The 25,338-nt window shown below is 61.3% G+C and carries 22 protein-coding genes; 8 read left to right on the plus strand and 14 right to left on the minus strand.

All coding sequences use genetic code 11. From position 1 onward, the window contains the following. Window positions 1–128: 128 nt before the first annotated feature. A complete protein-coding gene (locus tag PSUM_RS14455; RefSeq protein ID WP_083350126.1) occupies window positions 129–5,783 on the plus strand; it encodes a retention module-containing protein in 5,655 nt (1,884 codons plus the stop codon). 213 nt (window positions 5,784–5,996) lie between these two features. Here the strand turns inward: PSUM_RS14455 and lapD are convergent, their stop codons facing one another. From lapD to PSUM_RS14480, 4 genes are all read right to left on the minus strand, one after another. Next, on the minus strand, window positions 5,997–7,937 hold the full coding sequence (lapD, locus tag PSUM_RS14465; RefSeq protein WP_083348419.1) for a cyclic di-GMP receptor LapD: 1,941 nt from the start codon (window positions 7,935–7,937) through the stop codon (window positions 5,997–5,999). A 22-nt stretch (window positions 7,938–7,959) separates the two neighbouring features. Beyond that, window positions 7,960–8,667, minus strand: coding sequence for a cysteine protease LapG (gene lapG, locus PSUM_RS14470; protein ID WP_083348420.1), 708 nt, complete (start codon window positions 8,665–8,667; stop codon window positions 7,960–7,962). A 79-nt stretch (window positions 8,668–8,746) separates the two neighbouring features. Beyond that, window positions 8,747–9,142, minus strand: coding sequence for a YbaN family protein (locus tag PSUM_RS14475; RefSeq protein WP_020795389.1), 396 nt, complete (start codon window positions 9,140–9,142; stop codon window positions 8,747–8,749). Window positions 9,143–9,152: 10 nt separating this feature from the next. After that, complete coding sequence (locus PSUM_RS14480) at window positions 9,153–9,740, minus strand: UPF0149 family protein (protein WP_020795388.1); 588 nt, start codon at window positions 9,738–9,740, stop codon at window positions 9,153–9,155. A gap of 390 nt (window positions 9,741–10,130) precedes the next feature. On the opposite strand from PSUM_RS14480, the gene recQ reads away from it, so the two are divergent. The 4 genes from recQ to PSUM_RS14500 all read left to right on the plus strand — a co-directional run bounded on the left by recQ (window position 10,131) and on the right by PSUM_RS14500 (window position 14,532). Continuing rightward, window positions 10,131–12,257, plus strand: coding sequence for a DNA helicase RecQ (gene recQ / locus PSUM_RS14485; RefSeq protein WP_020795387.1), 2,127 nt, complete (start codon window positions 10,131–10,133; stop codon window positions 12,255–12,257). Between the two features lie 120 nt (window positions 12,258–12,377). Further along, the gene (locus tag PSUM_RS14490) at window positions 12,378–12,812 is read left to right on the plus strand and encodes a MarR family transcriptional regulator (protein ID WP_020795386.1); all 435 of its coding nucleotides are present in this window, start codon (window positions 12,378–12,380) and stop codon (window positions 12,810–12,812) included. Window positions 12,813–12,940: 128 nt separating this feature from the next. After that, complete coding sequence (locus PSUM_RS14495; RefSeq protein WP_033045699.1) at window positions 12,941–14,113, plus strand: type IV pilus assembly protein FimV; 1,173 nt, start codon at window positions 12,941–12,943, stop codon at window positions 14,111–14,113. Window positions 14,114–14,241: 128 nt separating this feature from the next. Next, window positions 14,242–14,532 carry an Rdx family protein gene (locus PSUM_RS14500; protein ID WP_020795384.1) on the plus strand — a complete coding sequence of 97 codons (291 nt, stop codon included), beginning with the start codon at window positions 14,242–14,244 and terminating at the stop codon, window positions 14,530–14,532. Here the strand turns inward: PSUM_RS14500 and PSUM_RS14505 are convergent. Both PSUM_RS14505 and PSUM_RS14510 read right to left on the minus strand, forming a co-directional pair. Beyond that, on the minus strand, window positions 14,526–15,419 hold the full coding sequence (locus PSUM_RS14505; RefSeq protein ID WP_020795383.1) for a DMT family transporter: 894 nt from the start codon (window positions 15,417–15,419) through the stop codon (window positions 14,526–14,528). The genes PSUM_RS14500 and PSUM_RS14505 overlap by 7 nt on opposite strands. Window positions 15,420–15,491: 72 nt before the next feature. Next, on the minus strand, window positions 15,492–16,250 hold the full coding sequence (locus PSUM_RS14510; protein WP_020795382.1) for a helix-turn-helix transcriptional regulator: 759 nt from the start codon (window positions 16,248–16,250) through the stop codon (window positions 15,492–15,494). 172 nt (window positions 16,251–16,422) lie between these two features. Here PSUM_RS14510 and PSUM_RS14515 point away from each other — a divergent pair, with 172 nt between their 5' ends. Further along, window positions 16,423–17,238, plus strand: a complete 816-nt coding sequence (locus PSUM_RS14515; RefSeq protein ID WP_020795381.1) for a UDP-2,3-diacylglucosamine diphosphatase — start codon at window positions 16,423–16,425, stop codon at window positions 17,236–17,238. A gap of 135 nt (window positions 17,239–17,373) precedes the next feature. Here the strand turns inward: PSUM_RS14515 and PSUM_RS14520 are convergent, their stop codons facing one another. Together PSUM_RS14520 and PSUM_RS14525 are read right to left on the minus strand one after the other, a co-directional pair. Further along, a complete protein-coding gene (locus PSUM_RS14520; RefSeq protein ID WP_020795380.1) occupies window positions 17,374–17,964 on the minus strand; it encodes an HD domain-containing protein in 591 nt (196 codons plus the stop codon). 18 nt (window positions 17,965–17,982) lie between these two features. Further along, the gene (locus tag PSUM_RS14525; RefSeq protein WP_033043007.1) at window positions 17,983–18,294 is read right to left on the minus strand and encodes an Mpo1-like protein; all 312 of its coding nucleotides are present in this window, start codon (window positions 18,292–18,294) and stop codon (window positions 17,983–17,985) included. A 161-nt stretch (window positions 18,295–18,455) separates the two neighbouring features. On the opposite strand from PSUM_RS14525, the gene PSUM_RS14530 reads away from it, so the two are divergent. Next, window positions 18,456–19,517, plus strand: coding sequence for an AraC family transcriptional regulator (locus tag PSUM_RS14530; RefSeq protein WP_020795378.1), 1,062 nt, complete (start codon window positions 18,456–18,458; stop codon window positions 19,515–19,517). On the opposite strand, the gene PSUM_RS14535 is transcribed toward PSUM_RS14530, so the two are convergent. Continuing rightward, the gene (locus PSUM_RS14535) at window positions 19,474–20,928 is read right to left on the minus strand and encodes a TrkH family potassium uptake protein (protein WP_083348421.1); all 1,455 of its coding nucleotides are present in this window, start codon (window positions 20,926–20,928) and stop codon (window positions 19,474–19,476) included. The genes PSUM_RS14530 and PSUM_RS14535 overlap by 44 nt on opposite strands. 119 nt (window positions 20,929–21,047) lie before the next feature. Between PSUM_RS14535 and PSUM_RS14540 the strand changes: the two genes are divergently transcribed. After that, on the plus strand, window positions 21,048–21,611 hold the full coding sequence (locus PSUM_RS14540) for an NAD(P)H nitroreductase (protein WP_083348422.1): 564 nt from the start codon (window positions 21,048–21,050) through the stop codon (window positions 21,609–21,611). 34 nt (window positions 21,612–21,645) lie between these two features. Here the strand turns inward: PSUM_RS14540 and PSUM_RS14545 are convergent, their stop codons facing one another. The 5 genes from PSUM_RS14545 to PSUM_RS14565 form a co-directional block, all read right to left on the minus strand. After that, the gene (locus PSUM_RS14545; protein ID WP_020795375.1) at window positions 21,646–22,983 is read right to left on the minus strand and encodes a sensor histidine kinase; all 1,338 of its coding nucleotides are present in this window, start codon (window positions 22,981–22,983) and stop codon (window positions 21,646–21,648) included. Between the two features lie 160 nt (window positions 22,984–23,143). Then, on the minus strand, window positions 23,144–23,602 hold the full coding sequence (locus tag PSUM_RS14550) for a pilus assembly protein (protein WP_020795374.1): 459 nt from the start codon (window positions 23,600–23,602) through the stop codon (window positions 23,144–23,146). Window positions 23,603–23,828: 226 nt separating this feature from the next. Further along, window positions 23,829–24,506 carry a response regulator transcription factor gene (locus tag PSUM_RS14555; RefSeq protein WP_008055526.1) on the minus strand — a complete coding sequence of 226 codons (678 nt, stop codon included), beginning with the start codon at window positions 24,504–24,506 and terminating at the stop codon, window positions 23,829–23,831. A gap of 7 nt (window positions 24,507–24,513) precedes the next feature. Further along, a complete protein-coding gene (locus tag PSUM_RS14560) occupies window positions 24,514–24,927 on the minus strand; it encodes an SH3 domain-containing protein (protein WP_020795373.1) in 414 nt (137 codons plus the stop codon). Between the two features lie 110 nt (window positions 24,928–25,037). Beyond that, on the minus strand, window positions 25,038–25,337 hold the full coding sequence (locus PSUM_RS14565) for a YciI family protein (RefSeq protein WP_008021382.1): 300 nt from the start codon (window positions 25,335–25,337) through the stop codon (window positions 25,038–25,040). Window position 25,338: the final 1 nt, after the last annotated feature.

Below are 25,338 nucleotides of genomic sequence, written 5' to 3' on the forward strand. Positions count from 1 at the left end.
ATTGCAAAGGGTTTATCGAGATCGCGGACAGCGCACACAATTCGCCAGGGAATCCAATTGAGCCCACAGGCATGTTCTCCGCATTCAGACAGGGTGCCGACAAAGCGTTGGCAGCGGAGGGAATGCACATGGCTACGCTCATCGGTATCGTCAGCAAGGTTATCGGTCAGGTCTTCGCGGTGGCGGGTGACGGCACCCGTCGAGTGTTGATCGAGGGGGACCGGTTGTTTGCCGGCGATCAACTGGTGACCGGGGCCGAAGGCGCAGTGGCGGTGCATCTGCAAAATGGCCAGGAACTGACGCTGGGTCGCGGCAGTAGCCTGCAAATGACCGCCCAGTTGTTGGCGCATTCGTCGCCCCATGTGGAGACGGCTGAAGCGACGACTCCGAGCCAGGCACAGTTGACCGATGTCGAGCAATTGCAAAAAGCCATCGCCGCCGGTGACGACCCAACCCAGACCGCCGAAGCGACGGCGGCCGGCCCGGGTTCGACCGAACCTGCCGATGGAGCACAGGGTGGGGGCCACAGTTTCGTCATGCTCGAGGAAGTCGGGGGGCGGGTCGAGCCGACCATTGGCTTCCCCACCGCCGGGTTCAATGGCATTCCAGAGTTCCCGCTTGCACGGCACGACGGCGATAACAACTCTGACAACGCTGAGCCTGCGCCGCTGATTACACCGCCAGTGGTCACACTGCCCGAAGTCCCATCGTCGGAGGTCACGCCGCCAGCCGTCATACCACCGGATGTCACGCCACCTGTCGTCACGCCACCTGAAGTCTTGCCCCCGGTCATCACGCCACCGGTGAACCATCCGGTCATCCTCGATGGTCTGTCAGTGGAGAGTGGTGAACTGACCGTCAACGAAGCCAACCTGCCTGACGGTTCGGCAAGCAATCCCGCCGCACTGACCCAGAACGGCACCTTCACCGTCACGGCGCCTGACGGGCTGACCAGCCTGAGCATCGGTGGGATCGCCGTGATCAGCGCTGGCGTAGCCAACGGTTTTCCGCAGTCGATCATCACGCCGCTGGGCAGCACCCTGACCATCACCGGGTACAACCCAACAACAGGCGTAGTGAGTTACAGCTACACCCTCAACGACAACGAAAACCATTCGAGCGGCGACGGCACTCAACTCAGCGAACACTTCACCGTGATTGCCGGTGACAGCAATGGCGACTCCGCCACCGGTTCCCTGGACGTCACCATCGTCGACGACATGCCCAAGGCGAACGATGACAACAACCTCGACACCGCCTCGGAAACCCGACTCACCCTCGAAGGCAGCGTCCTGGGCAATGACGTGCAAGGTGCCGACCGTGTAGCGATCGGACCCAACAGCGGCCCAATCACCCCCGGCACGTTCATCGGCACCTACGGCACCCTGGTGCTCAACGCCAATGGCACCTACACCTATACCCTCAATCCCGGCGATGCCGACTTCAAGGCCTTGCACGCGGGCGGCAATGGCACCGAGACCTTCACCTACACCCTGACCGACGCCGACGGCGATACCAGTACTGCCAACCTGGTGCTGAACGTGCACAACAACGATGACGGGGTGACCCTCGGCGGCCTGGACGTCGCAGGCGGCGAACTGACCGTCTACGAAAAAAACCTCATGTACGGCAGCGACCCCGATGCCCCGGCGCTGACCCAGCACGGGACCTTCACCGTCATCGCCCCTGACGGCCTGCAGAGCCTGAGCATTTCCGGTGTCTCGATCATCAGCGGTGGCGTGGTGCAGCCCTTGCCGATCTCCGGCAGTACCTGGCTGGGCAGCACCCTGACCGTCACCGGCTTTGACCCTGCCACCGGCGTGGTGAGCTACAGCTACACCCTGAACTACACCGAGACCCACCCCAACGCCGACGGCGCCAACAGCGTCAGCGAGAACTTCGAGGTCATCGCCATCGATGCCGATGGCAGCGAGGCGCGTGGGGAAATCAACGTCAAGATCGTCGACGACTTGCCGACCGCCAAACCCGATGCGACCTCGGTGGTCGAGGGCGGCACTGTCACCGGCAACGTACTGTGGAATGACGTCGGCGGTGCCGATGGCTCCGGCGGTGGCGTGGTCGGCGTGCGCGCCGGCGCAGATACCTCGACCCCGGTGCATGGCGGCCTGAACAGCCAGATCAACGGCACCTACGGCTACCTGACGCTGGATGCCGCAGGCAACGCCGTGTACCACAGCTACCCGAACTCGGTGAGCGGCCCGGGCGCGAGCGATGTGTTCACCTACACCCTGCGCGACGCCGACGGTGATGAAAGCACCACCACCGTGACCATCGACGTGCACAACAGCTGCCTGGTCGCGGCCAGCGATCAGGACGTCACTGTGTACGAAAAAGCACTGGACCTGCACCAGGACGGCCAGGACCTGGCGCCCGGCAGCGTGAATGGCAGCCAGCCGAGTAGCGCCGGTGAAACCGCCAGCGGCACCCTGGTCGGCTCGGTCCATGGTGCCAGTGGCGCCATCACCTACAGTCTGCTCAGCAACGCCATCGGCACCTACGGCCAACTGCTGCTGAACTCCGACGGCAGCTACACCTACACCCTGACCTCACCGGCCAGCACCATGCCGCAGGTCAACGATGGTGCCAACACCCTGCACGAAAGCTTCACGTACCAGGTCACCGACAGCCAGGGCAATGTTGCGACCAGCACCATCGTGATCAATATCGTCGATGACGTGCCGATCGCTACTCCCGATATAGCCTCGGTGGGAGAGGGCGGCTACATCGGCGGCAATGTGCTGTGGAACGACCACGTAGGAGCCGATGGTCAGTTCGCCGGCGGTGGCGTGGTCGGCGTGCGTGCCGGCGATGACACTTCGACCCCGGTACATGGCGGCCTGAACAGCCAGATCAACGGCACCTACGGCTACCTGACGCTGGATGCCGCGGGCAACGCCGTGTACCACAGCTACCCGAACTCGGTCAGCGGCCCGGGTGCGAGCGACGTGTTCACCTATACCCTGCGCGATGCCGACGGTGACGAAAGCACCACCACCGTCACGATCGACGTGCACAACAGTTGCTTTGTGGCGACCAGCGACCACGACGTGACCGTCTACGAAAAAGCCCTGGACCTGCACCAGGACGGCCAGGACCTGGCCCCCGGCAACGTGAATGGCAGCCAGCCGAACAGCCCGGTCGAAACCGCCAGCGGCACCCTGGTCGGCGCGGTTCACGGCGGCAGCGGTGCCATCACCTACAGCCTGCTCAGCAATGCCATCGGTACCTACGGCCAGCTGTTGCTACACCCCGACGGCAGCTACACCTACACCCTGACCTCACCGGCCAGCACCATGCCGCAGGCCAACGACGGCGGCAACACCCTGCACGAAAGCTTCACCTACCAGGCCAAAGATGCCCAGGGCAATGTCGCCACCAGCACCATCGTGATCAACATCGTCGATGACATGCCCACCGCTAACATCGACCACACCTCGGTGGGAGAGGGCGGCTCCATCGGCGGCAATGTGCTGTGGAACGACAACGCGGGGGCCGACGGCCAGTTCGCCGGCGGCGGCGTGGTCGGCGTGCGTGCAGGCGGGGACACCTCGACCCCGGTGCATGGAGGCCTGAACAGCCAGATCAACGGCACCTACGGCTACCTGACCCTGGATGCCGCGGGCAACGCGCTGTACCACAGCTACCCGAACTCAGTGAGCGGCCCGGGTGCGAGCGACGTGTTCACCTACACCTTGCGTGACGGTGACGGTGACGAAAGCACCACCACCATCATCATCGACGTGCACAACAGCTGCCTGGTCGCAGCCAGCGATCAGGACGTCACCGTGTACGAAAATGCCCTGGCCCAGCCGTGCAACACCGGCGAAATCGCCAGTGGCACCCTGGTCGGTGCGGTCCATGGCGGCAGCGGCGCGATCACCTACAGCCTGGTCAGCAACGCCATCGGCACCTACGGCCAACTGCTGCTGCACCCCGATGGCAGTTACACCTACACCCTGACCTCACCGGCCAGCACCACACCGGCTGCCAACGATGGCGCCAACACCCTGCACGAAAGTTTTACCTACCAGGCCACCGACGCCCTGGGCAACATCGCCACCAGCACTATCGTGGTCAACATCGTCGATGACGTACCGACCGCTATCGCCGATGCAACCTCGGTGGGAGAGGGCGGCTACATCGGCGGCAATGTGCTGTGGAACGACCACGTAGGAGCCGATGGCCAGTTCGCCGGCGGCGGCGTGGTCGGTGTGCGTGCCGGCGATGACACCTCAACCCCGGTGCATGGCGGCCTGAACAGCCAGATCAACGGCACCTACGGCTACCTGACTTTGGACGCAGCGGGCAACGCGCTGTACCACAGCTACCCGAACTCGGTCAGCGGCCCGGGCGCGAGCGACGTGTTCACCTACACCCTGCGCGATGGTGACGGTGACGAAAGCACCACCACCGTGACCATCGACGTGCACAACAGCAGCCTCGTGCCGTCCTGCGACAGCGACGTGACCGTCTACGCCAAAACCCTGAACCAGGACGGTCAGGACCTGATAGCCAAAGGCGCGGACTTTACCGGGACCCAACAGATCTACAGCCTGACCGGCAGCAATGCCGCCATTGCCCGCAGTGCGTTCGTCGCCAATACGGCAGCCATGACCGCAGTGCTGGTGGTCAGCGGAGCGCTTGGGTCCGTCAACGGCAACCACGACCATGACCTGATCACCGTCAATCTCAAGCAGGGAGAAACCCTCAACCTGGATCACAACCTCACAGCCGGGCACATCAGCCTGGAGTACTCGACCAATGATGGCGCCTACATCGCCATCGCTGACGACCAGACCATCACGGCGACCTCGGATGCGACCTATCACATCCACGTCACCAGCCTCCCTGATGGTCCGGCCCCAAGTGCAAGTGCTGTTGAAAACTACCAGTTGAAGATGACCGTCGATTACTCCGGGGCCCACGACATGGCACCGGACAACCATGACACCTACAGCGCCAGCGATAACCATGGCGGCAGCGACATCAGCTACCAGGATGGCCACACCCTCACCGGGACAGCGGGGGATGACACGCTGGTAGCCGGCAATGGCGACGCCATCATCCATGCCGGTGACGGCAATGACTTGCTGTACAGCGGCCTTGGCAACGATCTGCTCGATGGTGGTACGGGCATCGACACCGCCAGTTATGCCCACGCCACTGCCGGCGTCACGGTCAATCTCGGCGAGACCGGCGCACAGGACACCTTCGGTGCCGGCACTGACACCTTGACCGCCATCGAAAACCTGACCGGCTCCAACTTCAATGATGCCCTCACGGGAGACAACAACGGCAACCTCATCACCGGCGGCCTGGGCAACGACGTGCTCAACGGCGAGGGTGGCGACGACTTCCTGATCGGCGGGTTGGGCAACAACTCCCTGACCGGCGGCAGCGGCGCCGATACCTTCCAGTGGCTCAACGGCAACAGCGGCCACGACGTCATCACCGACTTTACGCCGGGGGCCGACAAGCTCGACCTGTCGCAACTGCTGCAAGGGGAGAACAGTACCGCCGCCTCACTGGACGACTACCTGCACTTCACCGTCAGCGGCAGCGGCGCTTCTCTGGTGACCAGCATCGACGTCAGTGCCATGGCTGGCGCGGCGCCGAACCAGACCATCGACCTGGCGGGTGTCAACCTGGCCAGTCACTATGGGGTGACGCCGGGGGCGGGCGGGGTCATCGGCGGCGCGGACACGGCCACCATCATCAACGGTATGCTCAATGACCACTCGCTGAAGGTGGATACCGTGTGACCTGAAACCGCAATGAAAAACTGGTTGAACGCCGATATCCCTGTAGGAGCGAGCATGCTCGCGATGGACGTCAACGATGACGCGGGGATCCTGGATGCACGCGGTGCACTTGAGATCATCGCGAGCATGCTCGCTCCTACAGGGGATAAGCCCAAAAAACCACAGTCCCTGTGCAAGGGGCTGCGGTTTTTTCTGTGTGCGAACCTTTGCAAATCACATCGGCAGCGGCTGTCCGATCAAACGCCCCATCACGCCATGTACCCCCAGTGCCTTGATCGTTTCCAGCTCGCCTTGGGTTTCCACTCTCTCGGCTATCAAGGGTAAGTCGATGCTGTGGGTCGTGCGGCAAATCGCCTCGATGAACAACTGTTTGTCGGTCTCCTCATCGATGCCACGGATATAGGCCCCGTCGATTTTAAGGTACGCCAATCCCAGTTGAGTGAGGTTGCCAATCTGGCTGAAATGACCGCCAAAATGCTGCAACCCGATACGGTAACCGGTGTCGAGCAGGCTGTGGCTCAAGCGTTGCAACTGGTCCGGCGGCGGCAGTTGGCGCTCATCGATTTCCAGGGTCAGCAAGGGCGCCAGTTCCGGCAGGGATTCGAGCATGTCGAGGATCAGTTGCACCTGCGCCTGATCGCGCAAGGTGCTGCCGGACAGGCTCAACGCCAGGGGCAAACGGTTGATGATGAGGTATTCGAGGGTGGCTTCAAGCATCGCCAGGTCGAATCGCGCCGACCAGCCAAAACGCTCGATCCACGGCAAGAACTGGCCGGCGGCAATCGCTTCGCCCTGTGGATCGAGCAGGCGTGCGAGGACTTTGTGATGCAGCACCTGGTGGGTGTCGGCGCATTGCACCACCGGTTGGAAATACAACTGCAGTTTACCTTCGTTCAGGGCGTCGTCGAGCCAGGCATGCCAGTGCTGTTGTGCCAGCTTTGGCGCACTGTCGCTACGGCCCAACACGGCCCAGGGGCGCTCGGGATGCTGCCGGGCTTCGTTCAGTGCCTGGTCCAGTTGATGCAGTACGTGGCTTGCCGGATCGCCGGGGTGGAAGGCGACGATGCCCAGATGGGCGACAGGCATGCAATCACTTTCACCGGTCAGGCGCAGGTTCTCCAGGGTGGCGCTGATCTCGGCGGCCAGGCGTGTTGCATCCTCGGTATCGAGGTCCGGTGCCATCAGGCTGAATTCGCCCCCGCGATTGCGTGCTGCCAGCCAGGTGCGACGTTGCGGAACTTGAGTCAGGCGCTTGAGCAATTCGCCGACCGCGCGGATCAACGCATCGGTGCGCTGCCCGCCGAGGCGTTGATTGAGGCCGGCCAGGTCGTTTAGCCGTAGCATCAGCAGGTGACCGTCGCCATTTTGCTCGGTGACCAGTAATTGATCGGCCAGTTGTTCGTCGAGCAATCGCCGGTTGGCCAGCCCTGTCAGGCTGTCCTGATAGGATTCGTTGAGCAGTTTTTCACTGCGCGCAGCCTCTTCGGCGAACAACGTCTTGAGTTTCTCGACCATCTGGTTCATCGCCAGCACTACACGTTTCAATTCCGGTGTGCGCGGTAGCGTCGGCAAGCTGAGAAACTCGCGTTTGCTGATGGCTTCGGCCTGGCGGACCATGCTGTCGAGCGGACGAAATTGTCGACGCAGCAACCAGCCGCCGAACACCGCACTGAGCAGCCCGCAGAGCAACAGCCAGACAAGACTGCCCAGTGTGCTGTCCCAGAGTTTGGCCAGGGCGAATTGTGGATTGCTCAACACCTCGACCCGCGCCACCTGTTGCCAGCCCCGGGTGATCAGTGCATCGCCACCCTCGGGACGCAAATCAACCAGGTTGACGAACCAGCCAGGCACGCCATCGATTTGTTCAGGGTTGCTGCGCTGCACCAACACCTGCCGATTCTCGAGGTGGGTGACGCGGATATCGCTGAAATAGCCACTGTCGAAAATCGAACTGACCATCAACTCCATCATGGCCGGGTCGTCGATTTGTGTGGTCAAGGTCAGGCCCAGGGCGGTTGCGGCGTCCTGGGCGTGGGCGCGCAACTGCCCAAGCGTCTGCTCGCGAGAACTTTCCAGGCTGGCATAAAAACTGCCGCTGAAGGCCACCAGCAAGAACAGGCAGATGGCGAGAAACAACTGGTTGCGCAGTTTCATCAAGCGCTCCTTGGCGTGGCGGCTAACCGTCGCCCACGGCGAATCCTTCGGCTTGCATTTTTTGCAAGACATCTTGCCAGCGAGACAACTTTTTCGAGTCGCCGCTGCGCTGGCTACCAGGCTTGCCGGGCAGGTAAAGGCCTTCGGCGTTGAACGCATACACCGGCAACAGGTCCTTGCGCTGCGAAGCGGGGCGAATTTCGCCGATCAGGTTGTCGAGCACCAGCGGTTCGGCGCCGGGGCTGCTGTAATAAGTCAGCACCATGTGCGCCTGGTTTTGGGTCAGGGCCTTCACATAGGTAATGCGCAGCTTGTCGCTGGGAATGCCCAGCTGGCGCAGGCTGAAATATTTCGCCAGGGCGTAGTCTTCGCAATCGCCGGCGGCCTTGATCAGCGCCTCGACCGGCGTGGCCCAGTAATCATTCTGGTGCCAGATGCGAGCATCGTCCTGGAAATCCAGCTGCTGGTTGAAGTAGCGATTCACCGCCTTCAATTGCTCCTGCTCGGGCAGGTTGCGTTCGCCTTGCAGCATTTCACTCCAGGACTGGATACGTCCCTGTGTCGGTCCCAGGCGGGCATAACGCTTTTCGGCGGTTTGCGCGATCTGCGCGAAATCCCAGCGGGGCCAGGCACTGCCAGGTACAACCAAAGGAAAACTGACCAGCAACAGCCATGCGCCAAACCGAAGTCGGAATGTTGACCATTCTGGACCACCCGGACTTCGTGGCATGCCTGGCTGCTCGAATGCAGAGAGATGAAGTCTAGGTGGTGGTTGGGTAGGCGTCGACCCTTGGGCGGGGGAGTAGCCGTCAGGATTTACGCAGGGTTTTCTGCCGAAGGATGTACAGGGTCACCAACACCGCACTGGTCAGCATGAACCCTCGGGCCCAAGGCATTGGCACCAGGTAGCAGGAGAACAGGATGCTGGTCCACATCAGGCCGATGGCGTAGACCTTGCCCTTGAGCGGAATGCCGTTACCCTCGAGGTAGTCACGGATCCACGGCCCGAGCCGCGGGTGCCCCACCAGCCAATGATAGAAACGCGGAGAACTGCGGGCGAAGCAGGCTGCTGCCAGCAACAGGAAGGGCGTGGTGGGCAACACCGGCAGGAAAATCCCGAGCACCCCCAGCGCTACGCTCAGCCAGCCGATAGCCAGCAGCACGTAGCGCAACATCAGGGAGCGGTTGCCTATGGGGTTGTCCATAGGCAAAACCTTAGTGGTGACGTGGCTTGAGGATCGCCGGTTTCTCGTCCGGTGCGTTGCACAGCAGGTACAGCGCGGTCAGGGCTTCCGGGATCTGCACGATCATGTCGTCCATCAGGTTGGCGTCCGCGGCAATGTCGGAGAATTCCGGTTGCTCGTCGAACAGGCCCGAACCGACCATGATCGGCAGCAGCATTTCGCTGACTTCGTCTTCGGCGGTTTCGAACCAGGCTTCTTCGCGCAGGAATACGCCTTCCATGAAACCGATGCACCAGCCGCGCAGGTCGGAATCGTCCGGGTCTTCGCCCAGGTCCAGGTCGCACGGCAGCTCGAACTCTTCATCGGAGGCCAGTTGACGGGCGATGTGGGCTTTAAGGCCGATCAGCGTGGCTTCGATCTCTTCGCGCTGGGCTTCGCTACTGTAATGCGGCTCTTCAGCGAAGAGGGCATCGATCCATTCACGATCGGGAACGACTTCGGAACAGATCGACAGCGCGGTGAGGTAGCCGTGGGCGGCCACGTAGTCCAGCGCCTCGTCATGCAGTTCATCGGCGTCGAGGAAGACTTGCAGGCGGGTTAGTTGCTCAGCGAAGGACATTAAAGGGCTACCTTGGGGAATATTCGATGCGGGAATTCTAGGCCTTCTTGAGCGCTTGGGCCAGCCGCACGGCATATTTGCACCCTAATGGACACCGCATTTCCCGTAGGAGCTGCCGCAGGCTGCGATCTTTTGATCTTGCTTGCAAAAAAACAAATTCAAAAGATCGCAGCCTGCGGCAGCTCCACATAGAACTCATGTTGATTCCCTCTTCTCAGTGGCGCCCTTTGCCGGACAGGGGTCGGGTATACTCGCGCGTTTTGTGATGCCCTGCTGGCTTCGCGGCTCGAATACACAGGGTCATGCAATCTGTACTTACTATTTGTCGGTGCAAAGTTGCGGGTCCTGTACCAGCCTTGCAGGGATGTTTCGGTGATTTTTGGAGTTTTTATGCTCGAACAGGCTCAGCGCGTCCTCAAGGACATCTTCGGCTACGACAGTTTCCGTGGCCGCCAGGGTGCAATCATTGAGCGCGTGGCCAGTGGCGGCGATGCCCTGGTCCTGATGCCTACCGGGGGTGGTAAATCCCTGTGCTTCCAGGTGCCGGCGCTGTTGCGCGATGGCCTGGCGGTCGTGGTTTCGCCGTTGATCGCGCTGATGGATGATCAGGTCGCGACCCTCGAAGAGCTCGGTGTGGCCGCTGCGGCATTGAACTCAACGCTCAGTGCCGAACAACAGCGTGACCTGGCGGCAAGGATCCGGCGCGGCGAGGTGAAAATGCTCTACCTCGCACCCGAGCGTCTGGTCCAGCCGCGCATGCTGAGCTTCCTGCAAGGGCTGGATATCTCGCTGTTCGCCATCGACGAAGCCCATTGCGTGTCCCAATGGGGCCATGACTTTCGACCGGAATACCTGCAATTGGGCCAGTTGGCGGAACTGTTCCCCGACGTCCCGCGCATCGCCCTGACCGCCACCGCCGACAAGCGGACCCGCGAAGAGATCGTCACACGCCTGCACCTGCAGGACGCCGAGCGCTTCCTGTCGAGCTTCGACCGGCCGAACATCTTTTATCGCATCGTGCCCAAGGAACAGCCGCGCAAGCAGTTGTTGGCGTTTCTCGCCGAGCGTCGCAGCGATGCCGGCATCGTCTATTGCCTGTCGCGCAAGAAAGTCGAGGAAGTGGCCGCGTTCCTCACTGAACAAGGTTTCCCGGCGCTGCCGTATCACGCCGGCCTGCCCAACGATCTGCGCGCTCACAACCAGAAGCGCTTCCTCAACGAGGAAGGCCTGATCATGGTCGCGACCGTGGCCTTTGGCATGGGCATCGACAAACCCAACGTGCGCTTTGTCGCTCACCTCGACTTGCCAAAGTCGCTTGAGGCCTATTACCAGGAAACCGGACGCGGCGGCCGTGACGGTTTGCCGGCCGACGCCTGGATGGCCTACGGCCTGCAAGATGTGGTGATGCTCAAGCAAATGTTGCAGAACTCCGAAGGCGACGAACGCCACAAGCGTCTGGAGCAACACAAGCTCGATGCCATGCTGTCGCTGTGCGAGGAAACCCGCTGCCGTCGCCAGACATTGCTGGCCTACTTTGACGAAGAAATGCCCGAGCCCTGCGGGCATTGCGACAACTGTGTCGACGGCGTGCAAACCTGGGACGCCACAGAGCCCGCCCGCCAGGCGCTGTCGGCGATCTACCGGACAGGCCAGCGCTACGGTGTCGGACACCTGGTGGATGTCTTGCTGGGCAAGGACAACGAAAAGGTGCGCAACTTCGGGCATCAGCACCTCTCGGTGTACGGAGTCGGCAAGGCGATGGCCGAAGGCGAGTGGCGTTCGTTGTTCCGCCAGTTGGTTGCCCGCGGCCTGGCCGACATCGATCTGGAAGGCTATGGCGGCCTGCGCCTGAGCGACACGTGCCGGCCATTGCTCAAAGGCGAAGTGACCCTGGAGCTGCGTCGCGACCTGAAGGCGCAAACCACAGCCAAGAGCAGCAAGAGCCAGGCGAGCCAGCTCGTCCGGGGCGAAGAGCGCGAACAGTGGGAAGCCCTGCGTGCCCTGCGCCGCAAGTTGGCCGAAGAACATGGCGTACCGCCGTACGTCATTTTTCCCGACTCGACCTTGCTGGAAATGCTGCGTAGCCAGCCCACCTCGCTGGCGCAAATGGCCCGTGTCAGTGGCGTCGGTGCGCGCAAGCTGGAGCGTTATGGCGAGGCTTTCCTCGAAGTCCTCGGTGGCCAGGCCGAAGCACCGAAAGTGGTGGCAGACCTACGCCACGAGCTGATCTCCCTGGCGCGTGCCGGCATGACGCCGTTGCAGATCGCCGGGCAGCTGCAATGCTCGGAAAAGAACGTCTACACCATGCTCGCCGAAGCCATTGGCAAACAGCAGCTGTCACTGGAACAGGCGCTGGATCTACCGGAGGACTTGATGGGCGAAGTCCAGGATGCGTTCCTCGACGGTGAGGGCGAACTGCCACCTGTGTCGGAAATTTCCGCGCTGTTTGCCGGTCGGGTGCCGGAAGGGGTTTTGTACTGTATTCGCGCCGCCCTGCAGTCCGAATTTGAACTTTGAGCGCCCGGTCCCGCTGATGTAACGATTCAGTACAGAACAAGCCTTGCCTCCAGCCAAGGCTCATGCTTAGCTGACTAATTATTAGTATTTCCCTAATTTCAGTCTGATCATGAGTGTTTTATGCCGTTGACCGATCAACACCGTTTTGGCATGCAACTGGCCCAGATGTCGCGTGGCTGGCGTGCCGAGCTTGACCGTCGTCTTGCCGGCCTGGGGTTGTCCCAGGCCCGCTGGCTGGTGCTGCTGCACCTGGCGCGCTTCGAACAGGCCCCGACCCAGCGTGAGCTGGCGCAAAGCGTCGGTGTCGAGGGACCGACCCTGGCTCGGTTGCTCGACAGCCTGGAAGGCCAGGGCCTGGTGCAACGTCAGGCGGTGGTAGAAGACCGTCGGGCGAAAAAAATCGTGTTGTGTGCCCCGGCGCTTCCCCTGATCGAACAAATTGAAACCATTGCCACCCAACTGCGACATGAACTCTTCGAGGGTGTCGATGAGGCCGATGTAAAGGTCTGCATGCGGGTTCATGGGCACATTCTGGCCAACCTCGAAAAATCCTGAGACAAAGCTTCCCGTCAGACTTTTTAGTGAGCGCATTGGGCAGACTATAAGAACTACTCGGCAATATCGTGTTCGTACCGGATGCGCGAACACGTGCAGATTGGTTTTTGGTTACCTAAGGGATGTTCATGCTCAAGAGTCGGCTGTTGGTTGTACGGTATGGTGCCAGGCTGTTGCTGGCCAGTGCCGCCGTCACGTACTCGGCTTGGGTGCCGGCGTTGGGCCTGGGTGAAATCACCCTTCATTCGGCCTTGAATCAGCCGCTGCGCGCTGACATCGCCCTGGTGGATGCTGCCGGACTGGAAGAGGGCGAGTTGTCGGTCCGCCTGGCAACGGCTGACGAGTTCAGCCGCGCCGGGGTCGAGCGTGTGTTTTTCCTCAACGACCTGAAATTCACGCCCATCCTGCGAGGCGATCGCAGCCTGATCCGGGTCAGCTCCAGCAAACCGGTGAAGGAACCCTACCTGGATTTTCTCGTTCAGCTCGACCAGCCCAATGGCCGCTTGTTGCGCGAGTACACCGTGCTCATCGATCCTCCGGGCGCCGCGGACATTGCGCCGATTGACGATGAACCGCCGCCGGATCGTTCTGCTTCTGCATTTCCGAGTGTGCAGCCGGCGACGCCTGTCGCCGCCCCGGAAACGAATCCCCTGGCTGAACAACTGGCCGCCAGAGTCCTGCACAACCAGCAGATGCAGGCAACCATCGATGAGCTTAACGGGAAGCTACAGGCAAAGGACGAGCAAATCGCCGTTGAGAAAAAGCAGGTGGCCGAGTTGCAAACCCGATTGGCCGAGGTCGAGCAGGCACCGACAGAGCCAGCTGCGCCGGTTGCCGTGGCGCCAGCGCCGGTCGTGGTTGAGGAACCAAGGGTGAATTGGCTATGGATGTTGGGGTTTGTGACGCTGTTGGCCGTGGCGCTGCTGCTTGCATGGGGACGTCGTCAACGACAGCAGGATCAGGTTTCACCAGAGCCATCACCACATCACCCCCAGGCTAGTCCACCCGAAATGCACGCTGGGCCGACATTTCAGGAAGTGCGCGTGGATTCTCCTCAATCGCGCACTCTTGCGCCGGTCGCGCTCGTTACATCGACGGTCTTGGCCCCGGCAGCACCCTCGCAGCCGCCACCCACCGAGGAGTTCCAGTTGAATCTGGATGATTTGTCGATGGATACGAATTGGGATTTGGGCCCGATGGAAAACATCCAGCCCTGCGAAGCGCCTGCGTTACCCGAACCTGAAATCGAATGGACCATCGAGCCCGCTTCCCTTGACGAAAGCCTTCGAACCAACAGATAACCCGTAGGAGCCAGGCTTGCTGGCGAACCAGGCGCTGCGGTGTAATTGCCAAACCGCGTTATCGTTCTTCGCGGGCAATAACGACCGTTATCTTGGTCGTCCCCTCCGTTTCAGGAAATGCGCCGATCATGACCACCAGCAAACCGGAAATCGTCATCACCTATTGCACCCAATGCCAGTGGCTTTTGCGTGCGGCCTGGCTGGCCCAGGAACTGCTCAGCACTTTTGGCGATGACCTGGGCAAGGTGTCGCTGGTGCCCGGCACGGGCGGGGTCTTTCACATTTTCTGTGATCAGGTGCAGCTCTGGGAGCGCAAGGCAGACGGCGGTTTCCCCGAGGCCAAGGTGCTCAAGCAGCGAGTCCGCGACCAGATCGATCCGGACCGCGACCTGGGCCACAACGATCGCACCACTCAGTGAGACACCGCCTCCGCAGCAACGGCTTTCTTGCCTGATCCGCTGGAAAGCCTGCTGGACACCATGATCGCGACGATGATCAATGCGCCGCCAAGCAGCATGCGCAGGGTCGGGTTTTCATTGAATAACAGCCAGGCCATGGTGATCCCGTAAACCGGCTCAAGGGCGAAGACCACCGCAGCGGTCCGCGCCTTGATCACCGCCAGGCTGGCGACAAACAGGCTATGGGCAACGCCGGTGCAGAACACCCCGAGCAGGCCGATCCACAGCCAGTCGATGGCTCGCACTTCGCTCAGGTGGGGGGCCGCTGCCGGTAGCAGGCACAATCCGACCACCACGTTCTGGCACAACGCCGCCTGCACCGGCGGGATGCGCGCGGAGCTGGCGCGGTTGGTCAGCGACAACAGGGAAAACAGCAGGCCCGAGGCGATCGACCAGAGCAGGCCGGTGGTGGCGCCACTGCCCAAGTCGAACTCAGGCGTGACCAGCACCAGCCCGACACTGACCAGTGCCACCAGCAGGATTTCATTGGCGCGGATGCGCTCGCGGAAAATCAGCCCTTCAAGGATCACGGTAAAGGCCGGGAAGCTGGCAAAGCCCAGGGTGGCGATGGCCACGCCAGCGATCTTCACCGAAACGAAGAAGCTCACCCAGTGCCCGGCCAGCAGCAAACCGCTGAGCAACAGTCGGCGCACATCCACGGCTTCGAGTTTCTGCCAGCGGGTCTGGCTGGCGAAGCGTGCAAAGAACGCCAGCGCCAGCACCGCGAACGCCGCCCGGCCGAAGACGATGATTGACGCAGAGGCGACGGCAAGTTTGCCGAACACGCCGGTCAAGCCGAACATCAATGCGCCGATATGCAGGGCGCCCAGGGCGGTACGGGGAGTCATGGCAATCCTTGAGGAAGTGAGCACGGTCATTTAACCGCGCCCGCTGGCGCTGTGTCTGTCGCCAGACTCGCGTTATTTGTCGCCAGCCTCGCGCCGCAGCTTACCGGGCGATGCGCCGAACTCGCGCAGCACTGCAGCGGCAAAGGCGCTTTGGGAGCTGTAGCCGACCCGACAGGCAATCTCGCCAATAGGCAGCGCCGAATGGCGCAGCAAGCTCATGGCCTTGTGCAAGCGTCGGCTGCGGATGTATTCCATCGGCGTCTGCCCGCATTCGGCCACGAACCGCGCATGCAAACGCGCGCTGGAAAGACCGGCTACGCGGGCCAAGTCGGCGACTTGCAGCGGGTAGGCGGCGTATTGGTCAATGTGCGCATTCAACGCGGCGTAGGGTAGGCGCCGGCCACCAACCGGGTCCGGCCTGGTGTTGTTGAGGCTGGCCAGTAATAGCACCGCGCCCTGTTGAGCGATCACCGGGTCATCGACCTGACTGTTGGCCAGCCATTCGACCAGTTGGCTCTGTCCCGCATCCAGCGACAAGCGACCGGCGTTGTCGAGCAGGCGCCGACTGGCATCGGCATGATCGCCCAGGGATTGGCCAAGCCATTGATCGCCGGGCACGTCCAGGACCAGGCATCGACTGCCATTGGGGCTGCCGCAGGCATGGTGAAAACCGGAGGGAATCACCACGAAGCTTTGCTGGACCACCTGGCTGCCACGCCCGTCGACCTCGAAATCCAGCGCACCCGACAGCCCGAACACCAATTGCGCGTGCTCGTGGCTGTGGACGATCAGGTCATGGGTGTAATGGCGCAGGGTAAGGATCGGTCTCATCGCGGTTCTCGTTACAAGCTTTCGTTACAGGCTCTCATTGCAGGGTTGATGAGTCAGGGCCCAGTCTACACCGACACGGCTTGCGCGCGCTGTCACAGGACTGACTTGCCATTGTCATGGGTCATTAACCCGACCGGTTCAAGCTTGCCAAAACTTGTCCTGAGGGTCGCCCATGACCAGCGCCGAGCTCGCCAAACCCAGTCGTAAGCAACGTGTGCGCACCTTGTGGATTTCCGACGTGCACCTGGGCACGCGCGATTGTCAGGCCGAGCACCTGTCGCAGTTTCTCAAGGGCTATCACGCAGACAAGATCTACCTGGTCGGCGATATCATCGACGGCTGGAAACTGCGCGGCGGCATGTACTGGCCCCAGGCGCACACCAATGTGATCCGGCGCCTGTTGACCATGAGCAAGCGCGGCACCGAGGTCATCTACGTCACCGGCAACCACGACGAATTCCTGCGCCGTTATTCGAAACTGATCCTGGGCAATATCCAGTTGGTGGACGAAGCGGTGCACGTGACCGCCGATGGCCGGCACCTGCTGGTGATCCACGGCGATCAGTTTGACGTGATCACTCGCTATCACCGCTGGCTGGCGTTTCTTGGCGACTCAGCGTACGAATTCACCCTGACCCTCAACCGCTGGCTCAACCATTGGCGCGCCCGATATGGCTACGGTTACTGGTCGCTGTCGGCGTACCTCAAGCACAAGGTCAAGACCGCGGTCAGCTTCATCAGTGATTTTGAAGAGGCCATTGCCCATGAGTGCGTCAAGCGCGAGCTGCATGGGGTGGTGTGCGGGCATATTCACCATGCCGAGATCCGCAAGGTCGGCGAGGTGGATTACCTCAATTGTGGTGATTGGGTGGAGTCGTGCACCGCGTTGATCGAACATTGGGATGGCACGATCGAATTGTATCGGTTGGCCGATGCGCAGGCGCGGGAGGCGCAGGTGAAGGCGGCGAAGGTGGCGGAACTGGCCTAAGAGTTTTGGCGTCTGGACTGGCCTCTTCGCGAGCAGGCTCGCTCCCACAGGTGACCGAATTCCTTCAGTAACGTGCGATCAAACTGTGGGAGCGAGCCTGCTCGCGAAGAGGCCGGCACGGGCACTGCAGATCTGTCAGGCTGGTGAATACTCTTCCATCGCCGCCTTGTAGATCGAATTCTTCGGCTGGGCAAACAAGCGCTCCATCATAGGCTCGAAGAAACTCAGCGGCAGCGTGTCATACGCTGGATCAAACGCCGCCGCATCGTACTTGGCACAGAACTCGATGGTCGCCTGATACTGCGGATGGTCGCAAAATTGCTCGCGCAGGTGCCGATCCATGCCCAGGTGATGGAAGAAGTAGTAGCCCTGGAAAATCCCGTGTTTCTCCACCATCCACAGGTTTTCAGGGCTGACGAAAGGCTTGAGGATCGCGGCGGCGATGTCCGGGTGGTTATAGGAACCCAGGGTGTCGCCGATATCGTGGAGCAGGGCGCAGACCACGTATTCTTCGTCGCGTCCATCGCGCCAGGCACGGGTGGCGGTTTGCAGCGAGTGGGTCAGGCGGTCCACGGGGAAACCGCCGAAGTCACCTTCCAGCAACTTCAGGTGCGCGACGATCCGTATTGGCAACTGACGAGCATAGGCGCTGAAGTCCGCGGCGATGATCGCCCAGTCTTCCTGCGTACCATCCTTCATGTGAGTAAAACGGGCATTGGCATTCATCGGCAATCCTCTGGTGATCTAGAACGGCACACGTCCCAGAATCATGTCGCGATACATGACGAAATCGCCGAGCAGGCTGTAGAAAGGGTGCTGGAAGGTCGCAGGACGATTCTTCTCGAAGAAGAAATGCCCAACCCAGGCGAAGCTGTAACCTGCCAGCGGCAAAACCCACAACAGCATCCAGGCGCCACGACCGATGGTCAGCGCCAGAATGAAAATCACCAACGTCGTGCCGATGAAGTGCAATCGTCGGCAGGTGCTGTTGCTGTGTTCGCTGAGGTAATACGGGTAAAACTCAGCGAAACTGTTGAAACGCTTGATGTTTTCCACGACTGCGATCTCTGTGGTCATTGTTCTGGCCGCAAGTTGTTCGGCGGGTAGCTTATTTGAGTCTAGAGTGATCATTGGCGCCAGCCAGTGACAATAGGCGCCACTTTAGTATCCTTCGGAAAACTTGCCGCGACAGACGGCTCACCAAGACAGTAAACGCCATGAGCGAACGAACGACTTCTGCAAGCTGGGCGATGGGGATTGTCAAAGCACTGGAAATGGACGGCCTGGATTGCCGGGTTCTGTTCAAGCAGCTGGGGCTCGACTACGCGGCACTCGATGATCCGGATGCACGCTTCCCGCAAGATTCCATGACACGACTGTGGCAACGGGCGGTTGAACTGTCCGGTAACCCGGCGATTGGCCTGAACATGGGCAAGGTGGTGCGGCCTGCACAGTTTCATGTGACGGGCTATGCCTTGATGTCCAGCCAGACCCTGGCCGAAGGGTTCAAGCGGCTGGTGCGCTACCAGCGGATCATCGCCGAAAGCGCCGACCTGAGTTTTCGCCTGCTGGATGAGGGCTATGCGCTTATTCTGACGGTGCATGGCGACCATTTGCCGCCTACCCGGCAAAGCGCCGAAGCCTCGCTGGCTTGCGCCCTGGCGCTGTGTGGCTGGCTGACCGGGCGCACGCTGCATCCGCGCAAGGTCCTGGTGCAAGGCGCTGAACCGCTCAATCTCGAACCCTACAAACAAGCCTTCCACGCGCCACTGGTATTCAACGCACCCTACGATGCGCTGATTTTCGAACGGGCGGACATGGAGGCGCCGCTGCCGACGGCCAACGAAGCCATGGCGTTGTTGCATGACCGCTTCGCCGGCGAATACCTGGCGCGATTTTCCGAGAGTCGAGTCACGCACAAGGCGCGGCAGGTTTTGTGCCGATTGCTGCCCCAGGGCGAACCCAAGCGCGATGCGGTCGCGCAGACGTTGCACCTGTCGCAACGCACCCTGCAACGGCGTCTGCAGGAGGAGGGCACGAGTTTCCAGACGTTGCTCGACGACACCCGCCGTGAGCTGGCCGAACAGTATCTGGCGCAACCGACCATGACCCTGCTGGAAATTGCCTACCTGCTGGGGTTCGCTGATCCGAGCAATTTCTTCCGCGCGTTCCGCCGCTGGTTTGACACCACGCCCGGCGAGTACCGGGCGCGATTGACGGGAACGCCGCTGCCGGTCAGTGACGCCAGAACGCCGGAATACACAGCACAAACACCGTAATGATCTCCAGTCGGCCCAGGAGCATGCCGAACGAGAGAATCCATTTGGCGGCGTCCGGCAGCGAGGCGAAGTTGCCGGCCGGACCGATGGTCTCGCCCAGCCCAGGGCCGACGCCGGACACGGTGCTGGCGGCACCGGTCAGGGCGGTCATCCAGTCCACCCCGAGCAGTGACAGCAGTAGCGCGATCACGCAGATGGTGATCGCGAAGAAGAACGAAAAGGTCAGGATCGAACGTACGATCTCTTCATCGAGGCGGTGACCGTTGTACTTCTGCTTGATCACCGCCCGCGGGTGAATCAGTTGGTTAAGGTTGGCCTTGAGCAGGATATAGGCGACCTGGAAGCGGAAAATCTTGATCCCGCCAGCGGTTGAGCCGGAGCAGCCGCCAACAAAACCCAGATAGAAGAACAGCATCAGCGAGAAATTTCCCCACAGGCTGTAATCCCCCAGCGCGAAGCCGGTGGTGGTGACCACCGACGTCACGTTCAGCGCCACATGCCGCAGCGCTTCGAGCCAATGCAGCTGGGTAGTCCACCAGTACCAGGTGCCGAGCACCAGCCAGGTCACCAGCAGCATCCCGAGCAAGCCCTGGACCTGTTGATCCTTGATCAGCGCCCGGCGGTTACCGCGCAGGGTCGCCACATACAGGGTGAACGGCAGGCTGCCGAGAATCATGATGACGATGGCTACCCAATGCACCGCCGGCTGCGTCCACTTGGCCAGGGATTGGTCCGAGGTGGAAAAACCGCCCGTGGAAATCGCCGACATCGCATGGTTGATCGCGTCGAACGGACTCATTCCGGCCCACCAGAACGCCAGGCTGCCCAAAATGGTGATGCCGACATAGGCCGCGACGATAAGGCGCGCCACCATGTGTGAGCGGGGCATGACTTTCTCGGAGCGGTCCGAGGATTCAGTCTGGAACAGCCGCATGCCACCGATGCGCAGCAGCGGCAGGATCGCCACCGCCATGCCGATAAACCCGATGCCGCCGATCCAGTGCAGCAGCGAGCGCCACATCAGGATCCCGGGGGACATGTCGTCCAGGTGGTTGAGCACCGTCGCACCGGTGGCGGTGATCCCGGACATGCTTTCGAAGAACGAATCGGTGTAGCTGATGTGCTGGGTCAGCAGGAAGGGCAGCGCGGCGAAGATACACACCACCAGCCAACTGCTGACAGTTAGCAGGTACATGTCCCGTGGTCGCAGATGAACATGCTCGGGGCGCCCGGGAATGACCAGGGCGAGGCCGGCGACAAAGGTGATCATGCTGGCCCAGAGGAACGACGGCAGGTCGCCGGTGCGATCGAAGATCACCAGCGTACCCATGGGTACGACCATGGCGATGGCCAGGGTTATCAGGAAGATGCCGATGATGAAACCAATGAGACGTAAGGTCGGCAACGCCATGAAATCCGCTCGGCTGAAGTAAGGAAGGCGCCATTCTACCTGCGGGGCAGGGCATGTAAACCGCACTGCCTCAGTAGTTACAGCTAGAATAGCCGCACAATTTTTTCTGGAGGTGGCCGATGCAGGCTCTCGACGTTTTGCTCAACCGTGTTTCCGTCCCGCGCCTGATCGAACCGGCCCCCACCCAGGCGCAACGTGAAGTGCTGTTTGCCGCGGCCATGCGTGCCCCGGACCACGGTCATTTGCAGCCTTGGCGTTTCCTGACTGTCGAAGGTGCGGCGCGCGAGCAAATGGGCGAGTTGCTGGCCGAGGCGGCAAAGTTGCAGGACGCTGAAGTGACCGAAGCGGCCATCGACAAGGCGCGTAACGGACCACTGCGGGCGCCCTTGGTGGTGGTCGTGATCGCGCGGGTGCAGGATCACGTCAAGTATCCGAAGTCCGAGCAACGGCTGGCGGCGGGTTGTGCAGCCCACGGGATCTTGCTGGCGGCCTATGCGCAAGGCATTGGTGCGGTCTGGCGTACCGGTGACCTGGCCTATTCGCCGCATGTGGCCAAGGGCTTGGGCCTGGCCGAAGACGAAGAGGTGATTGCCTTCCTGTACCTTGGCACGCCGCAAAAAGAGCCGCGGGTAGCGGAGAAGGTTGACCTGGCCAAGTTCGTCAGCGCCTGGCCAGCCGCATAAAGATCATTCCCACGCGGAGCGTGGGAATGATTACTTAGGCGACAGCCCCCGGCACCAGTGGCAATTCCAGGCTGGCTATAAACCCGCCCTCAGGGTGATTGGCCAGCACCAGGCTTCCGCCATGCCGTTCCGCCGCACGGCGCGCAATCGCCAGGCCCAGGCCATGCCCGGGCGCCGACTGTCCGGGCGCACGATAGAACGGCTCACCCAGCTGTCTCAAATGTTCCTCGTCCGCCCCCGGCCCATGGTCGCGCACGGTCACTACAATCCGTTCTCCTTTCCGCAGCGCCTGCATTTCAATCGGCAGGCCGCCCGCCGGGTTGAAGCGCTGGGCGTTGCGCAACAGATTGTCCACGGCTCGCTCGATCATCGTCGGCCAACCCTTGAGGGTCAGTTGCGACTCGGCTTCAAGGTGCACGAGCTGATCGGGTGAACCCAGTTGTGCATCCTTTTGCAACGTATTGAGCAGGGCGTTGAGATCCACCTCTTCGGCACTGGCGTTATCGGCGTCAACCCGTGCCAGCACGAGGATTTCGCTGATCAACGCTTCGAGGCGGTCGCATTCGCGGGTCAGGCGCGGCCAGAGTTTCTCTCGTTCCTGCGGCGTGGCTCGCTCGGCCAGAGCCAGCGCAATGCGCAGGCGAGCGAGGGGCGAACGCAGTTCGTGTGACACATCGCGCAGCAGCTGGCGTTGACTGCCGATCAGGCTTTGCAGGCGCGCACCCATGCGATTGAAGTCGTTGGCCAGCACGCCGAATTCATCGCGGCGGTTGGCCAGTTTGACCAGGCTGTTCTGTTGATAGGTGGTTTGTCCCAGGTCATGCACCGCACCGCGCAAGCGGCTGAGAGGGCGAGTGATGGATAAGGTGACCAACAGGCTGAACAGGGTCAGCACCACTAATGCGATCCCCAGTGCACTCAACGGCCAGAGCAGGCTTTCGCGGTGCCAGGCGTCGAGTTCTGGATGTGGAATCCGGTAGATGAACAGATAGGTGTCACCGCTTTTGTCGCTGGTGTATTCATCCGTCAGGCGACGCCATGGCAAGCGACGGTCATCGTTGTTCTGCCGCGCTTCAAACGCAGCGGCCCGTCGCGGGAAGGTGCCGCGTACTACCGGGTCGCCGCTTTCGTTGAGGACCTGGACATCGATGTGATACTGGCGCTTGCGCTTCTGCAGAAGATCCTGCGCCGCGTCTTCGCCTTGGGATTCGTAAGTCTGCGTCCATTGCTCAGCCAGTGTATTGAGACCTGGGTGGCGACTGAGTATCCACGCATCCTGGTTGAGCATGTGCCCGAGCAGAATGGAGAGCCCTGCAACGAGGGCGATGGCCAGCCAGAAGCTGGCCAGGATCCGCCAGAACAATGAGCGCACGGAAATTCCTCAAGCAAACACAAAATCACCTGTAGGAGCGAGCATGCTCGCGAAAAACTCAAGGACAACACGGGCTACCTGATGCCCCGCATTATCGTTGAAGTCCATCGCGAGCAGGCTCGCTCCCACAGTTCAGCTGTTGGGCCTAGGGGTTAGCGCATTATTGCGCTTTTTGTGCCTGTTGCGCTTTCCACGCCTTGAACTCGGCCCATTCGGCGCGACGTTCAGCCTGTTTCTTCTGGATCTCGTCGAATTTCTTCTGTTGATCCGGTTTCAGCAACGCACGCACGTCGGCTTCGGCTTTCTTGTGGTTGGCGGCCATTTCATCTTTCATGGCTTTCTGGTCGGCTGGCGAGAGTTTTTCCAGGTACTTGTCGACCACTTGCTTACGCTCATGCATCTGCTCGCCCATGATCTTGCGGATCTGCTCGCGCTGCTCGCGGCTCAGGTCCAGTTGGCTGTACGGGCCTTTGCCGTGCATGCCATGCATGCCGTGCATCTGCCCACCGTGGTGCGAACCGTCCATCTCGCCACCCATCGGGCCTGCGCCTTCGGGCATGGCCATGGCAACGGTCGGGAGGGCGGCGGCGAACATCAGAGCGATAAGAGTCTTGCGCATGGTGAATCTCCTTGTCTCATTCCCGGTACGTTCCGGATGAGTACAGATTACGCAGATCAAGGTCAGCAGCGGTCAGCGATACGTAAAGCTTGGGTAAAGACCGATTGCCGACGACCTGACAAAGACAAACCCTGTAGGAGCTGCCGCAGGCTGCGATCTTTTGATTTTGCTTTTTAAGATCAAAAGATCGCAGCCTGCGGCAGCTCCTACAGGGATCGCGTTCTATTCAGAGGCTGTAGTAGTAACCACGGCTACGCAAAGCCACGATGCGCGGGCGGCCATCAGGATGCGGGCCGATCTTCTTGCGCAGATTACTGACGTGCATGTCGAGGCTGCGGTCGTACAGGGTCAGCTTGCGGCCGAGGGCGATTTGCGCCAGTTCCTGCTTATCCAGCGGCTCGCCGGGCTGCTTGAGCAGGGCTTCGAGCAGGCGGCTCTCGGAAACGGTAAGGGTGAATTCCTGTTCATCGATGCTGACCACGCCACGCACCGGGCTGAAACACAGGTCGCCCAGCTCCATCTGGCTGGACACTGCCGCCGGATGGCTGCGACGCAACACGGCGCGCAGGCGGGCTGTCAGTTCCCGCGGGTCGCAGGGTTTGGCCAGGTAGTCGTCGGCGCCGAGTTCCAGGCCGAGGATGCGGTCCAGGGGTTCGCCGCGGGCTGAAAGCATCAGCACCGGCAAGTCGGGGTGATCGCTGCGCAGTTGCTTGAGCAGTTCCAGGCCGCTGCCGTCCGGCAACATCACGTCCAGTACCACGGCCGCCGGGGACGTTTCGGCCAACGCGCGGCGCGCGCTCTGGCCGTCATGACAGGCGCGCACCTGAAACCCTTCCTGGCTCAGCCAGCTGCCCAGGAGCTCGCACAGTTCCTGGTCATCATCAATTAATAACAACTCGCTCATGGATCACTCAATTTAGCCATTGTCGACGTTTTCGCCTCGCACCACTGGCGAAGATACCGCAGAGCAGGGCGAATAGCGCCACCCCGGCGCCAATGACGAACCACTGTTGCTGATCGGTCAACAAGCGCGGGATCGAACTGCCGGCCTGTACTTCCCGAAGTTGCAGCTTGAGTCGCTGATTCTCCTGGCGCAATCGGGCCAGCTGGACGCTTTCGCGCTCGCCATCGGCATTGTTCAATTGTTTGCTCAGTTCTTCTCGTTGCCGCTCGCTTTCCTTCAAGCGTTGCTGCAGTTCGTTGATCTGGCTACCAGCGCTCAAGGACAGCGGCGTGGAGTTCGCGCCCTCGGCGGCTTCTTCCCCGTGGGCGGGCGCCACGATCGACAACGTGACCAACATCAGACACAACGGACCCTTGCGCATCGCGACTCCTGATTCCAATACGGATATTGGGGAGTTTGTCGGCAGGCAAACGAGATTAATGAGCGATTGAGAACGCGATGAACCGAGAAGGTTCACCGCGCAGAGGGAGCTTACGGGAGGACTTGCTTGAAAGGTTTGACCAGAACGTTGGCGTAGACGCCTGCGGCGATGTACGGATCGGCGTCGGCCCAGGCCTGTGCGGCGCTCAGGGAGTCGAATTCGGCGACGATCAGGCTGCCGGTGAAACCCGCTGCCCCCGGATCATTGCTGTCGACCGCCGGATGCGGGCCGGCCAATACGATGCGACCTTCGCCCTTGAGCGCTTGCAGGCGCTCGAGGTGTGCAGGCCGTGCGGCCAGGCGGGCTTCCAGGGAGTTGGCGACGTCTGTGGCAATGATTGCGTAAAGCATG

The organism is Pseudomonas umsongensis (genome assembly GCF_002236105.1).
In the GTDB taxonomy this organism is placed as follows: Bacteria; Pseudomonadota; Gammaproteobacteria; order Pseudomonadales; family Pseudomonadaceae; genus Aquipseudomonas; species Aquipseudomonas umsongensis.